Raw genomic sequence first — 13,235 nt, 5'->3', positions numbered from 1 at the left:
CGTTATGTCCTTAAGCGTAATCGGTGGAGGGGCAATTGAGAAATGAACTCAACAGAAATAGCCGGGTCACTCCTTGTCAGGGAATTATTCCTACGGATAATGCCGACCCTTTTTCGCAAACCAGAGTCCCCGATTCGCTTATGTTGTCCAGAACCCTGCTGTGCCTTGCTGTCTTCAGTGCGTCCACACCCTTGCTTGCCGATACCGTCTGGTTGAAGAACGGTGACAAGCTGAGCGGCAAAATCACGCTGTTCGACGGTGGCAAGTTGCTGGTCCAGACCCAGTACGCGGGTGCCGTGACCATCGACTGGAAGCAGGTCAAGACCCTGGAGAGCGATCAGGAGTTGCTGGTCAAGCAGGACGCCTACAACGGCGAGAAGGCCAAGTCGCTGAGCGCCGCCGAAGACGGCAAGGTCACTCTGGCCAACGGCGAAGCGCCGAAAACCGTGGAGCTGGCGAGCATTCAGCAGATTCTCAAGCCCAAACCGGTGGTCGAGGACCTGGTGTGGAAGGGCAATGTCGACCTGGCGTTGGATTATCAGCGTGCGGAAAAGGACACCGACGACTACGACATCGGCTTCAAGACGTCCGCCCGCCATGGTCGCTGGCGGCACACCGCCGAGGGCGAGTACAACCGCGAAGTGCAGGACGACGTGACCACCACCGACAACTGGCGCGCCGAGTACGCACTCGACCGCTTCCTGACGGACAAGTGGTTCTGGCAGGGCCGCCTGAACTACAAGCGCGATCACATCGAAGAGCTGGCGCGCCAGCGCGTGGTCGGTACCGGTCCGGGTTACCAGTTCTGGGATGACGAGCTGGGGGCATTCTCCCTGGGCTCGCTGCTCAACCGCACCGACTACCAGTATCGCGATGGCAGCAAGGACAACTTCTATTCAGTCGCCATGAAGTGGGACTACAACCGCTACCTGATCGGCAAGAAGGTAGAGTTCTTCACCAATGGCGAAGTCGGCAAGCCGCTGTCCGGTGTGGCCGATTATGCGCTGGATGCGGAAATGGGCCTGCGCTACAAGGTCACCGACTGGGCATCCCTCAACCTCAAGGCTGAGCGCGACATCATCAGCGGCACCGAGGATGCGGACTTGAGCAAGACCCGCTACACCGCCGGCTTCGGCGTCGCCTGGTAAGCAACAAAAAAGATCGCAGCCTTCGCAGGCTGCGATCTTTTTTTGTGCCCGGAAAAACAGACGCCCACAAAAAAGCCCCGCTTTTGAGGGCGGGGCCTTTTACTAAAGAAGCTACAAGTTAGATAACTTGTACTTCTTCAGCTTGCATGCCTTTCTGACCGCGGGTAGCGATGAAAGAAACCTGTTGGCCTTCTTTCAGGCTTTTGAAGCCGTCGGATTGGATAGCTTTGAAGTGAACGAACAGGTCGTCACCGGATTGTGGAGTGATGAAGCCGAAGCCTTTTTCATCGTTGAACCACTTAACGGTACCGGTTTGGCGATTAGACATGGTGTAACTCCTTGAACAAAGATAACTGCGACTCAGGAAGAACCCTGGCCGAGACTGAGTGCAAAGAGCAGGAAAAATTCTTGTAGATGGTTGGATCGAAATTCAACATATCGTGTAGAGATTCTCAGTGACACAAGCAGCACAGTGGCGCCACCTTAACCCTTTTTCCGGAACGTGCCAATGCTTCTTGCGAAGGTTTCTCTGTTTTAGGGATCGGCGGTGTGACGGTTCGTCGCCAGGCCGCGTAATTCCTGCACGTTCGGCGAGATTTGCAGCCCGGACTTTGAACCCGGCGGCGCGCCCGGTAAGATGCCGGACAGATTTTTTCCACCTCGCTATTCAGGACACCCGCCATGAGCATCAAATCGGACAAGTGGATTCGCCGCATGGCGCAGGAACACGGCATGATCGAGCCGTTCGTCGAGCGTCAGGTACGTGGCAGCGACGACAGCCGTGTGATCTCCTACGGTGTGTCGAGCTATGGCTACGATGTGCGTTGCACCAATCATTTCAAGGTGTTCACCAACATCAATTCGGCCATCGTCGATCCGAAGAACTTCGACGCCGGCAGCTTCGTCGACGTCCACAGCGACGTCTGCATCATTCCGCCGAACTCCTTCGCCCTGGCCACGACCGTTGAATACTTCCGTATTCCACGCAATGTCCTGACCATCTGCCTGGGCAAGAGCACCTACGCTCGCTGCGGCATCATCGTCAACGTCACCCCGCTCGAGCCCGAGTGGGAAGGCCAGGTGACCCTGGAGTTCTCGAACACCACCAACCTGCCGGCGAAGATCTACGCCAACGAAGGCGTGGCGCAGATGCTGTTCCTCGAATCCGACGAGGAATGCGAAGTCTCCTACAAGGATCGTGCGGGCAAGTACCAGGGCCAGCGTGGCGTGACCCTGCCTCGCACCTGATCCGTCCATCCGGCAGTTACCGGGAATTCTTCGGCGGGTAGACACTCTATGGGGTGTACTGCCCGTTTCGCGAACAGCGGGACGGGCCTTCGCCGAGGAGTGCTCCATGAAGATCGATCCGCAAATCACTGCCGAACTGGCAAGGCTCGAGCCCAATCAGATTGGCGTATTGGCCTGGTCCTTGTTGGCACACCCGCCCATCGCCATGGCTGGCGGAATTCCTCACCAGCCCGATCCCGATACCCCCAACGAAGAACCGACCGAGCCCGGCGAGCCTACGTTGCCGGACAAACCGCCACCTGCGCCCGTCGCTTGATTGAATGCATGGCCCGTCGGCGGAATCCTGAACAGGGCTTCAGCCGACGGGCCATATTTCGTTGTCGCCGATGACAAAGATCCGACAGCTGTCTTCCTTCTCCACCGGATAACCGCCGGTGAAGGCCCCGAACGCCGGCAGCAGGCTGATGCGTTCTCCCAGTCTGAAACACGCCAGACGCAAACGCTGACGTCCCTTGCCGTTCAACCGATAGACCGGGTGGACGTGGCCAGCAAGCACGTGGCGTTCAGCGTGCGGATCGGGTTCGTGCTGCAACGCGAAGGGCCCCAGCAGCATCGGCTCCGGCACCACCCGAATGTTCAGCGACTGCGGCGGATCACCGGCACGTTTATCGTGATTACCGCGAATCAGCGTGATCGGCAGATCGGCATAGCGTGAGCGCCACTCAGCCAAAACACTCAAAGTGCCCGGGGCATGCGAACCCGGCCCGTGCAGAAAGTCCCCAAGAAAGATCAGTTGCCGACACGGCAGTTTCGCCAGCAACTGCTCGATCACGGCGATGTTGCTCGCTGTCGTGCCCTGCGGCACCGGCTGCCCCAGGCGCCGATAAGCGGCAGCCTTGCCGAAATGCACATCGGCAATCAGCAGCGCCTGTTGCGCCGGCCAGTACAGCGCCTTTTCCGGCAGCAACCAGAGGTCTTCGCCTGCCAGACGCACGGGGTAGGGCGTGTTCATCAGGATTGGCCCTTGTCAGCGGTTTTCTCCAGATCGCCGACCATTCGGCGGATCCGGTCGGCGAGTTTTTCCGAGCTCATGCTTTCGCGCATGCGTTCCACCAGCAATGGAAACCCGAGCGGTGTAGGACGTTTGATCAGGTGCAGGTTCAGTTTCATCCGGTTGATTCGCTCCAGTGTCTGTTCCAGTCGACGAATATCCAGTTCTTCTCGTAGTACTTCTTCCCCGGCCTGCGCCAGTAGCAGGTTGTCGGCGTCGTATTGTTTGAACACTTCGAAGAACAGCCCGCTGGAGGCCTGCACCTGACGGGTGCTTTTCGGCGCGCCGGGGTAACCGGCAAACACCAGTCCGGCAATCCGCGCGATTTCCCGAAAGCGCCGCAGCGCCAGCTCCCCCGCGTTGAGGCTGGCCAGCACATCCCTCAATAAATCCTCGGGGCTGAGCAGGGCATCATCCAGTTGCACAGACCAGTCAACGGGCGTAGCGCTGAGCAATTCCAGTCCGTAATCGTTGACCGCAATCGAGAAAGTCACAGGCAGGCGCTGGCTGACCCGCCACGCCAGCAGGCTGGCCAGCCCCAGATGCACCTGACGTCCGGCAAACGGGTAGAGGAAAAGGTGCCAGCCTTCGCGGGATTTCAGCACTTCGGCCAGCAGATTGTTGACGGTCGGCAGGCCCGACCAGCGCATCTGCGTTTCCAGCAATGGTCGCAACGCCTGTATTTCCGGGCCGACAAATTCGCCGTGTGCCACCGCGCTGAATCGGGTGACCACCGCTTCGGCCAATTCATTGGAGAGCGGCATGCGTCCACCATTCCAGCGCGGCACGGCGGCTTTTTTCGCCGTGCTGCGTTTGACGTAGGCGGTCATGTTTTCCACCCGCACCAGTTCCAGCAAGCGCCCGGCGAACAGGAAGCCATCGCCGGGCTTGAGGCGGGCGATAAAGCCTTCTTCAACGCTGCCCAGTTGTTTGCCGCCCCCGCCCTTGCTCCAGAACTTCAAATGGATCGCGGCATCGCTGACGATGGTGCCGATGCTCATGCGATGGCGGCGCGCCAGGCGGGCATCGGGGACGCGCCAGATCCCGTGCTCATCCGGCTCGACCCGGCGGTAATCCGGGTACGCCGTCAGCGACATCCCGCCGTGACGTACGAAAGCCAGCGCCCAGGCCCAGTCCGCGAGCGTCAGGTCACGATAGGCCCAGGCACCACGGACTTCTTCGTACAGCTCATCGGGAACAAAGCCACCGCCCAGGGCCATGCTGACCAGATGCTGCACCAGCACATCCAGCGGTTTGTGCGGTGACAGTCGAGGTTCGATCCGCCGCTGCGCCACGGCATCGCGAGCGGCCGCGGCTTCGATCAGTTCCAGGCTGTGTGTCGGCACCAGGGTGACCCGCGACGTTCTGCCGGGCGCATGGCCCGAGCGTCCGGCACGCTGCATCAGGCGCGCCACGCCTTTGGCCGAACCGATTTGCAGCACCCGCTCAACCGGCAGGAAATCCACCCCCAGATCCAGACTTGAAGTGCAGACCACGGCTTTGAGTTGACCATTCTTCAGCGCTTGCTCGACCCAGTCGCGAGTGTCGCGGGACAGCGAACTGTGGTGTAGCGCGATCAACCCGGCCCAGTCCGGCCGCGCTTCCAGCAACGCCTGATACCAGATTTCCGATTGCGCCCGGGTGTTGGTGAACACCAGGCTGCTGGCGCAGACGTCCAGTTCGGCAACGACCTGCGGCAACATTTTCAGACCGATGTGCCCGGCCCAAGGAAAGCGTTCTATCGCCGGCGGGAGCAGGGTGTCGACCTTGAGCGACTTTTCGCTTTGTCCCTGAATACTGATGCCGCCACCTTGTGGGATCAGCACCTGTTCGGCGTGGGACTGATTGCCCAGCGTCGCGGAAACGCCCCAGACGATCAGCCCCGGATGCCAGCGGCGCAACCGGGCGAGGGCCAGTTGCAATTGCACGCCACGTTTGTTGCCGAGCAATTCGTGCCATTCATCCACCACGACCATGCGCAATGTCGACAGCGCCGTTTGCGCGTCCGCGCGGGCGAGCATCAGGGTCAGGCTCTCCGGGGTGGTAATCAGCGTGGTCGGCAGGCGTCGGTTCTGGCGGGCTCGCTCGCTGCTGCCGGTGTCGCCGGTGCGCAGGCCGACGCTCCAGGGAATCTGCAGATCGTCCAGCGGCGTTTGCAGGGCGCGCGCAGTGTCGGCGGCCAGCGCCCGCATCGGCGTGATCCACAAGACGGTCAGCGGTTCGGCGGGTGGTGGGCGTTTGCGAGTGGTTGCAGCAACAGGCCCGGAGCGGGCAAAGCGATTGAGCGCGGCAAACCACACCGCGTAGGTTTTACCGGCGCCGGTGCTGGCGTGCAGCAGGCCGGATTCGCCACGTTTGACCGCCGCCCACACCTGCTTCTGAAAGGCGAACGGCTTCCAGTCGCGGGCGCTGAACCAGTGTTTGGCGAAGTCGGTGGAAGTGCCCATGCCGGCGACGTGTGCTCTGAAGGTGTTCCTTCAGTGACCGCGCCGGCCGGGCAATAGTTTTACTTGAGATTGCCGCTGAGGAATTGCTTCAGGCGTTCGCTTTTCGGATTGCCCAGCACTTCTTCGGGCGCGCCTTCTTCTTCCACCAGCCCCTGATGCAGGAACAGCACCTGGCTCGAGACCTTGCGCGCAAAGCTCATTTCATGGGTGACCATGATCATGGTCCGGCCTTCTTCGGCCAGGCCCTGAATCACCTTGAGCACTTCGCCGACCAGCTCCGGGTCCAGCGCCGAAGTCGGTTCATCGAACAGCATGACTTCCGGCTCCATCGCCAATGCCCGGGCAATCGCCACCCGTTGCTGCTGACCACCGGAGAGAAACGCCGGGTACTGATCCGCCACTCGTGCCGGCAGACCGACCTTTTCCAGATAACGCCGGGCGCGGTCGTCGGCTTCCTGTTTGCTGCAACCCAGCACCCGGCGCGGGGCCATGGTGATGTTTTCCAGCACGGTCATGTGGCTCCACAGGTTGAAGTGCTGGAACACCATCGCCAGCCGGGTGCGCAGGCGTTGCAGTTCATCGGCGTCGGCGACGTGCATGCCGTGGCGGTCGGTGACCATGCGGATCGCCTGGCCATCGAGGCTCATTGCGCCGTCGTTGGGTTGTTCGAGAAAGTTGATGCAGCGCAAGAAGGTGCTTTTGCCCGAGCCGCTGGCGCCGATCAGGCTGATCACGTCGCCGGTCTTGGCCTTGAGCGAGACGCCTTTGAGCACCTGATGGTCGCCATAGCTTTTGTGCAGGCCTTCAACGGTCAATTTGTACATGGGACAGGCATCCTCAAGGCGAAAGTAGATAGCCGCTGCGATAGGCTTCGGCGCCCGCGACGTGGGCGATCACCATACCGGCGGTGGCCATGCGCCGCAGCGAGCGGGCATAGAGCAGACCGGAAGCGGTGCAATGGACTGGTGTGACCCGGTCGCTGATCGGGTCGATGATTTCGGCGATTTTCTGCCCGGCTTCCAGCCACTGTCCGGGTGTGGCGCTGTAGACCAGCAGGCCGCCGACGGGAGTGGCTACCGGTTCCACGCCGGCCAGCGGTGTGGCGGGATGTGGCAGCGCCGGCAAGGCTTTGGGCTCACCGACGATAGCGCCGAAATGGATCAGGTAATCGATCAGCGCCTGGCAATCGCGACTGGCCAGCGGATGGGTGACATCTCCCTGGCCACGCAATTCGACGGTGACCGAGAAACTGCCCAGCGGAATCTCGAAGTGTTCGCCGAAGCGCTCCTTCAATTGCCACCACAGCAGGGTGAAGCACTCGTCGAACGACTGGCCGCCGGAGTCGGTGGCCAACAGGCTCGCCTGGGATTCGATATAGCGCGCCAGCGGCTCGACCTGCGGCCAGGCCTCGGGCGTGGTGTAGAGGTGAACCACGGATTCGAAATCGCAATGCAGGTCGAGCACCATGTCCGCATCGCAGGCCAGTCGTTGCAGGGTCAGGCGCTGGGATTGCAGTTGGGTCGTGGCGGTGTGGCGGGCGAGGGCGTTGCGCAGGCTGGACCGGATCAGTTCGAGGTTGCGCTGCGGGTCATCGTTTAGTTGCGCTTCGATTTCGTTGCCGATTTCTTCGCTGAGGTCGACGAACCAGCGGTTGAAGTTCTGTCCGCTCTCCAGCTCGTAGCGGCCCAGCGGCACGTCCATCAGCACCTGTTCGAGGCCGACCGGGTTGGCCACCGGCACCAGCACGATTTCGCTGCGCAGGCGCCCGGCGGCTTCCAGCTCCGCCAGACGCTGCTTGAGGTGCCAGGCCACGAGCATGCCGGGCAGTTCGTCGGCATGCAGCGAGGACTGGATGTAAATCTTGCCCTGGGCCTTGTCCGGGCCGAAGTGAAAACTGTGGATCTGTCGTGCGGTCCCCGGCAGCGGGGCCAGCAGGTCGTGTATCTGGTGGCGCATCTCAAAAGGGTCCTAGTGGGTCGGGCCGAGGAAGGCCAGCCATCGGCGTTCGGCAAGGCGGAACAGGCCGACCAGCGCAAAGGTGATGGTCAGGTAGATCAGCGCGGCGATGCCGAACGACTGGAAGGTCAGGAAGGTCGCCGAGTTGGCGTCCCGCGCGACTTTCAGGATGTCGGGGATGGTCGCGGTGAAAGCCACGGTGGTCGAGTGCAGCATCAGGATCACTTCGTTGCTGTAGTACGGCAACGAACGGCGCAGCGCCGACGGCATGATCACGTAGGCATACAGCTTCCAGCCGGTCAGGCCGTAGGCCTTGGCCGCTTCGACTTCGCCGTGGTTCATGCTGCGGATGGCCCCGGCGAAAATCTCCGTGGTGTAGGCGCAGGTGTTGAGGGCGAAGGCCAGGATCGTGCAGTTCATCGCATCGCGAAAGAAACTGTCGAGCACCGGTTGCGCGCGCACGGCGGCCAGGCTGTAGATCCCGGTGTAGCAGATCAGCAACTGGATATAGAGCGGCGTGCCACGGAACAGGTAGGTGTAGAACTGCACCGGCCAGCGAATGTAGAAGTGCGGCGACACCCGGGCGATCGACAGCGGTATCGACACGAGGAAACCGAAGAAGATCGAGGCGCTGAGCAGCCACATCGTCATCGCCAGCCCGGTGATGTTCTGGCCGTCGGTATAAAGGAAGGCTTTCCAGTATTCCTGCAGGAGTTCGATCATCGTACGGCCTCCCGGGCACCGGCGGCGTAGCGGCGTTCGAGCCAGCGCAGGATGATGTTCGAGGCACTGGTGATCAGCAGGTAGATCAACGCGGCGAGAACCAGGAAGTAGAACAGTTGATAGGTGCTCTTGCCGGCGTCCTGCGCGGCCTTGACCAGATCGGCCAGGCCGATGATCGAAACCAGCGCGGTGGCCTTGAGCATCACCATCCAGTTGTTGCCGATGCCCGGCAGGGCGAAGCGCATCATTTGCGGGAACACCACGAAACGAAAGCGCTGGCCGCGCTTGAGGCCATAGGCGGTGGCAGCTTCGACCTGACCGCGCGGTACGGCGAGAATCGCCCCGCGAAAGGTTTCAGTGAAGTACGCGCCATAAATGAAGCCCAGGGTCAGGACCCCGGCGCTGAACGGGTCAATCTCGATGTATTCCCATTCCAGATAATCGGTGAGCGTCGTCAGCCAGGTTTGCAGGCTGTAGAAGATCAGCAGCATCAGCACCAGGTCCGGCACCCCGCGAATCAGCGTGGTGTAGAGCTGGGCGGGCAGGCGCAGCAGTTTGACTTTTGACAGCTTGGCACTGGCGCCGAGCAGGCCGAGCAACACGGCCACCAGCAGCGACAACGCCGACAATTTGATGGTCATCCAGGTGCCTTCCAACAGCAAAGGGCCGAAACCCTTGAGGCTGAAGGCGGAGAGCCCCAGATTTTGTAAGAGGTTTTCGAACATAAATCAGCAACCTGACTGAATGAAAAAGGCGCCCATCGAGGATGGGCGCCGGGGCATTATTTGCCGCTGTACAGATTCAGATCGCCAAAGTGTTTCTTTTGAATCTCGGCGTATTTGCCATCATCGTGTAACGCTTTGATACCTTTATCCAAAAGCGCTTTCAGCTCGGTGTTACCTTTCTTAATACCGACAGCGGTCTTGGCTGGCAGCAAGTGGTTGTCGACCGGCTTGCTGACTTCATAATCAGCGCCTTGCGGCGACTTCAGAAAGCCCAGTTCGGCCTGCAGCATGTCCTGAATGCCCGCATCGAGACGGCCGGAAGTCAGGTCGGAATATACCTGGTCCTGATTCTGGTAGGCCTGGGTTTTCACGCCGGCCTTGTCCAGCACGGCTTTGGCATAGGCTTCCTGGATGGTGCCTTGCTCGTAGCCGACGGTTTTGCCTTTCAGCGAGGCCACGTCGTCGGTGATCCCCGAGCCTTTTTTCGACACGTATGCAGTCGGGCCGGAGAACAGCTCGCTGGAGAAGTCGATGACTTTTTCGCGGGCTTCGGTAACGGTCATCGACGAGATCACACCGTCGAATTTATTGGCCTTGAGGCCCGGAATCATACCGTCGAAGTCACTTTCGACCCATTTGCACTTGACCTTCAGCTCGGCGCAGATCGCGTTGCCCAGATCGATGTCGAAGCCAACCAGGCTGCCGTCTGCCGCTTTCGACTCGAACGGTGCGTAGGAAGGGTCAACGCCAAACCGCAGTTCTTTGTATTCCTTGGCCAGCGCGGAGCCGGCGGCCATGCACAACGCCAGTGCAGAAAGGGTCAGCAATGCTTTTTTCATTATTCAATCCCTAAGAACCAATATGAGCGCTTGTGGCGCGGAATGATTGTTACTGGAGCGCTTACGACTTATAGAAAGTAGCAATTTCCGAACCAGAGTCCCGAACAAGTGTTTTAAAAGGTGTAGGAAGTGCATGCCGGGGCCGGTCAGTGCACGAAAACGGGCGCGCCGGAAATGCTGCACCAGGTTGGTTCGTGGGATCGTTCCCACGCTCCGCGTGAGAATGCAGCCCGGGACGCTCCGCGTCCCAAAGCGGACGCAGAGCGTCCATTGAGGCATTCCCACGCGCAGCTTGGGAACGATCGGGGTTAGGGGGGAGTATCGGGGGGAAGGAGTCAGACCAACAGGTTTTGCAAGGTCGCCAGGCTGTCGGCCTCGTCCACGGTCTTGTCCTGGCGCCAGCGCAGCATGCGCGGGAAGCGCACGGCGATGCCGCTCTTGTGCCGGCGGGAGAGGGCGATGCCTTCGAAACCGAGTTCGAACACCAGGCTCGGCTTCACACTGCTGACCGGGCCGAATTTTTCGACTGTGGTCTTGCGCACGATGCTGTCGACTTCGCGCATTTCCGCATCGGTCAGCCCGGAATAGGCCTTGGCGAAGGGCACCAGCGCTCGCGCACTGGAACCGGGCGGGCCGTCCCACACCGCAAAGGTGTAATCGCTGTAGAGGCTGGCGCGGCGACCATGCCCTCGCTGGGCGTAGATCAGCACCGCGTCGACGCTGAACGGGTCGACCTTCCATTTCCACCACACGCCCATGTCCTTGGTTCGGCCCACGCCGTACATCGCGTCCCGAGCCTTGAGCATCATGCCTTCGACCCCCAAGCGTCTGGAGGCTTCGCGCTGGCGGGCGAGGTCGAACCAGTCGTCACCTGTCAGGATCGGCGAAGGCAACAGCACCGGGTTGTTGCAGCGGGCGATGACCTGCTCCAGTTGCTCACGACGCTTGGCCTGGGGCTGGTTGCGCCAGTCTTCGCCCTGCCATTCGAGCAGGTCGTAGGCGAGTACCACCACCGGCGCGTCTTCAAGGATTTTCCGGTCCAGCGACTTGCGGCCGATCCGCTGCTGCAACAGCGCGAAGGGTTGCACCGCCGGGGCTTCTGTCGACTGCGGATCGAACGCGTCTTCGGTGACCGGGCGCTGGTTTTTCCATACCACGATCTCGCCATCGATCACCGTACCGTCGGGCAAACCGTGCACCAGCGTATCGAGTTCGGGAAAACGTTCGGTGACCAGTTCTTCGCCCCGGGACCAGATCCACAGCTTTCCGTCACGCTTGACCACCTGCGCGCGAATGCCATCCCACTTCCATTCCACCTGCCAGTTACTGGCCGGCCCGAGCAGTGCGTCGAAGGTTTCCACCGGTTGCGCCAGCGCGTGGGCGAGGAAGAACGGGTAGGGCTGGCCGCCGCGCTGGGCGTGCTCGTCGCTGGATTCAGGGGCGATCAGTTTCAGGTAACTGGCGGCGTTCGGCCGGTTGGACAGGTCGGTGTAACCCACCAGCCGTTGCGCCACGCGTTTGCTGTCCAGCCCGGCCATCGAAGCTAGGGCACGGGTCACCAGCAGTTTGGAGACGCCGACCCGGAAACTGCCGGTGATCAGTTTGATGCACAGCATCAGGCTCGGCCGATCCAGTTGCGCCCACAGCGCGGGCAACTGGTGGGCGAGGTATTCCGGGGTTTCACCGCGCAGTGGCAGCAGTTTGTCTTCGATCCATTCGGCGAGGCCGGCCTCGGAGGTATGCGGGTGTTCCGGCAGCACCAGCGAGATGGTTTCCGCCAGATCGCCGACCGCTTGATAACTCTCCTCGAACAGCCATGGCGAAAGCCCGGACATCTCGACCGCGAGTTCTCGCAGGATCCGCACCGGCACCAGTTGCCGAGGCCGCCCGCCGGACAAAAAGTACACCGCCCACGCGGCATCCTGCGGTTGCGCCTGGGCGAAGTAGGTTTGCATGGCCGCCAGTTTGGCGTTGCTGGAGGTGGTGGCGTCGAGTTCGGCGTACAACCCGGCGAAGTCTTTCATGGTTGCACCTCGGCAACGGCGGGCGTGGCGGTGGACAGCTCTTCTTCATCGTCACCGTATTCGGTGTTGAAACCTTGTGCGTCCAGCCCTTTTTCGCGCAGATGACGCACCAGCACGCCAATCGAGCCGTGGGTGACCATGACCCGCTCGGCGCCGGTCTGTTCGATGGCCCACAACAGGCCGGGCCAGTCGGCGTGATCCGAAAGCACGAAACCGCGATCGACCCCGCGCCGCCGGCGGGTGCCGCGCAGGCGCATCCAGCCGCTGGCGAAGCTGTCGCTGTAATCGCCGAAACGGCGCATCCAGCTGCTGCCGCCGGCCGAGGGCGGGGCGATGACCAGCGCCTGGCGCATCATCGGGTCGTTCTTTTTCACATCGCCGGCGTAGAGGGTTGGCGGCAGGTAGACGCCGGCCTCGCGGTACACGCGGTTCAGTGGCTCGACCGCTCCGTGGCTGAGGATCGGCCCGAGGGTTTCGTCGATGCCGTGGAGAATCCGCTGGGCCTTGCCGAACGAATAGCAGAACAGCACGCTGGCCTTGCCGGCCTCGATGTTGGCCTGCCACCACTGATTGATCTCGGCGAACACCTGCGCCTGCGGCTGCCAGCGGTAGATCGGCAGGCCGAAGGTCGATTCGGTGATGAAGGTGTGGCAGCGCACCGGTTCGAACGGCGCGCAGGTGCCGTCGGGTTCGATCTTGTAGTCGCCGGACGCGACCCAGACTTCGCCGCCATATTCCAGCCGCACCTGAGCCGAGCCAAGCACATGGCCGGCGGGATGAAAACTTAAGGTGACGCCGTGGTGGGTCAGGCGCTGGCCGTAGTCGAGGGTTTGCAGGTTGATGTCCGCGCCCAGACGCGCGCGCAGAATCCCTTCGCCGGCGCTGGCAGCCAGGTAATGCTGGTTGCCGCCACGGGCATGATCGCCATGGGCATGGGTGATCACCGAGCGCTCGACGGGCCGCCACGGGTCAATGTAGAAATCCCCGGCGGGGCAGTAGAGGCCTTCGGGGCGGGCGATAACAAGGTCCATGGCGTTACCGGAATGGAGGGACTTGTTAGCTATGAGGTTGGCG

The 13,235-nt window shown here is 61.5% G+C and carries 13 protein-coding genes; 3 read left to right on the top strand and 10 right to left on the bottom strand.

Annotated elements, in window-relative coordinates:
* Window positions 1–140: 140 nt before the first annotated feature.
* Window positions 141–1,148 (top strand): DUF481 domain-containing protein, encoded by a 1,008-nt coding sequence (locus tag K5E37_RS00485; RefSeq protein ID WP_007954986.1) that lies wholly within the window; start codon window positions 141–143, stop codon window positions 1,146–1,148.
* Between the two features lie 118 nt (window positions 1,149–1,266).
* Here the strand turns inward: K5E37_RS00485 and K5E37_RS00480 are convergent, their stop codons facing one another.
* Window positions 1,267–1,476 carry a cold-shock protein gene (locus K5E37_RS00480; RefSeq protein WP_002554837.1) on the bottom strand — a complete coding sequence of 70 codons (210 nt, stop codon included), beginning with the start codon at window positions 1,474–1,476 and terminating at the stop codon, window positions 1,267–1,269.
* A gap of 353 nt (window positions 1,477–1,829) precedes the next feature.
* On the opposite strand from K5E37_RS00480, the gene dcd reads away from it, so the two are divergent.
* Both dcd and K5E37_RS00470 read left to right on the top strand, forming a co-directional pair.
* The gene (gene dcd, locus K5E37_RS00475; RefSeq protein WP_007954988.1) at window positions 1,830–2,396 is read left to right on the top strand and encodes a dCTP deaminase; all 567 of its coding nucleotides are present in this window, start codon (window positions 1,830–1,832) and stop codon (window positions 2,394–2,396) included.
* Between the two features lie 106 nt (window positions 2,397–2,502).
* Window positions 2,503–2,712, top strand: a complete 210-nt coding sequence (locus K5E37_RS00470) for a hypothetical protein (RefSeq protein WP_085605329.1) — start codon at window positions 2,503–2,505, stop codon at window positions 2,710–2,712.
* Window positions 2,713–2,751: 39 nt separating this feature from the next.
* On the opposite strand, the gene pdeM is transcribed toward K5E37_RS00470, so the two are convergent.
* From pdeM to K5E37_RS00425, 9 genes are all read right to left on the bottom strand, one after another.
* Entirely contained in the window at window positions 2,752–3,408 is a 657-nt protein-coding gene (pdeM, locus tag K5E37_RS00465; protein ID WP_085605331.1) for a ligase-associated DNA damage response endonuclease PdeM, read from the bottom strand.
* Window positions 3,408–5,894 (bottom strand): ligase-associated DNA damage response DEXH box helicase, encoded by a 2,487-nt coding sequence (locus tag K5E37_RS00460; RefSeq protein ID WP_221532878.1) that lies wholly within the window; start codon window positions 5,892–5,894, stop codon window positions 3,408–3,410. Before K5E37_RS00460 ends, pdeM begins: the two co-directional genes overlap by 1 nt.
* A 59-nt stretch (window positions 5,895–5,953) precedes the next feature.
* Window positions 5,954–6,718: an ABC transporter ATP-binding protein gene (locus K5E37_RS00455; protein ID WP_007954993.1), complete on the bottom strand. Its 765-nt coding sequence runs from the start codon at window positions 6,716–6,718 to the stop codon at window positions 5,954–5,956.
* 13 nt (window positions 6,719–6,731) lie between these two features.
* A complete protein-coding gene (locus K5E37_RS00450) occupies window positions 6,732–7,850 on the bottom strand; it encodes a succinylglutamate desuccinylase/aspartoacylase family protein (protein ID WP_221532877.1) in 1,119 nt (372 codons plus the stop codon).
* A 12-nt stretch (window positions 7,851–7,862) separates the two neighbouring features.
* A complete protein-coding gene (locus K5E37_RS00445; RefSeq protein WP_007954996.1) occupies window positions 7,863–8,573 on the bottom strand; it encodes an ABC transporter permease in 711 nt (236 codons plus the stop codon).
* On the bottom strand, window positions 8,570–9,298 hold the full coding sequence (locus K5E37_RS00440) for an ABC transporter permease (RefSeq protein ID WP_007955000.1): 729 nt from the start codon (window positions 9,296–9,298) through the stop codon (window positions 8,570–8,572). The genes K5E37_RS00445 and K5E37_RS00440 overlap by 4 nt, the downstream gene beginning before the upstream one ends.
* Window positions 9,299–9,354: 56 nt before the next feature.
* Window positions 9,355–10,137, bottom strand: coding sequence for a transporter substrate-binding domain-containing protein (locus K5E37_RS00435; protein ID WP_011332769.1), 783 nt, complete (start codon window positions 10,135–10,137; stop codon window positions 9,355–9,357).
* Window positions 10,138–10,472: 335 nt separating this feature from the next.
* Window positions 10,473–12,161 (bottom strand): ATP-dependent DNA ligase, encoded by a 1,689-nt coding sequence (locus K5E37_RS00430; RefSeq protein WP_221532876.1) that lies wholly within the window; start codon window positions 12,159–12,161, stop codon window positions 10,473–10,475.
* The gene (locus K5E37_RS00425; protein ID WP_085605341.1) at window positions 12,158–13,192 is read right to left on the bottom strand and encodes a ligase-associated DNA damage response exonuclease; all 1,035 of its coding nucleotides are present in this window, start codon (window positions 13,190–13,192) and stop codon (window positions 12,158–12,160) included. The genes K5E37_RS00430 and K5E37_RS00425 overlap by 4 nt, the downstream gene beginning before the upstream one ends.
* Between the last annotated feature and the right edge of the window lie 43 nt (window positions 13,193–13,235).

Source organism: Pseudomonas sp. RIT778, from assembly GCF_019718735.1.
Lineage (GTDB): Bacteria > Pseudomonadota > Gammaproteobacteria > Pseudomonadales > Pseudomonadaceae > Aquipseudomonas > Aquipseudomonas aphyarum.
This window is presented reverse-complemented; position numbering and strand designations above follow the sequence as displayed.

Coding starts and splice junctions, on each gene's coding strand:
- K5E37_RS00440 (WP_007955000.1), bottom strand. CDS start 9,298: ATGTTCGAAAACCTCTTACAAAATCTGGGGCTCTCCGCCTTCAGCCTC.
- dcd (WP_007954988.1), top strand. CDS start 1,830: ATGAGCATCAAATCGGACAAGTGGATTCGCCGCATGGCGCAGGAACAC.
- K5E37_RS00480 (WP_002554837.1), bottom strand. CDS start 1,476: ATGTCTAATCGCCAAACCGGTACCGTTAAGTGGTTCAACGATGAAAAA.
- K5E37_RS00460 (WP_221532878.1), bottom strand. CDS start 5,894: ATGGGCACTTCCACCGACTTCGCCAAACACTGGTTCAGCGCCCGCGAC.
- K5E37_RS00470 (WP_085605329.1), top strand. CDS start 2,503: ATGAAGATCGATCCGCAAATCACTGCCGAACTGGCAAGGCTCGAGCCC.
- K5E37_RS00425 (WP_085605341.1), bottom strand. CDS start 13,192: ATGGACCTTGTTATCGCCCGCCCCGAAGGCCTCTACTGCCCCGCCGGG.
- K5E37_RS00485 (WP_007954986.1), top strand. CDS start 141: ATGTTGTCCAGAACCCTGCTGTGCCTTGCTGTCTTCAGTGCGTCCACA.
- K5E37_RS00430 (WP_221532876.1), bottom strand. CDS start 12,161: ATGAAAGACTTCGCCGGGTTGTACGCCGAACTCGACGCCACCACCTCC.
- K5E37_RS00445 (WP_007954996.1), bottom strand. CDS start 8,573: ATGATCGAACTCCTGCAGGAATACTGGAAAGCCTTCCTTTATACCGAC.
- pdeM (WP_085605331.1), bottom strand. CDS start 3,408: ATGAACACGCCCTACCCCGTGCGTCTGGCAGGCGAAGACCTCTGGTTG.
- K5E37_RS00450 (WP_221532877.1), bottom strand. CDS start 7,850: ATGCGCCACCAGATACACGACCTGCTGGCCCCGCTGCCGGGGACCGCA.
- K5E37_RS00435 (WP_011332769.1), bottom strand. CDS start 10,137: ATGAAAAAAGCATTGCTGACCCTTTCTGCACTGGCGTTGTGCATGGCC.
- K5E37_RS00455 (WP_007954993.1), bottom strand. CDS start 6,718: ATGTACAAATTGACCGTTGAAGGCCTGCACAAAAGCTATGGCGACCAT.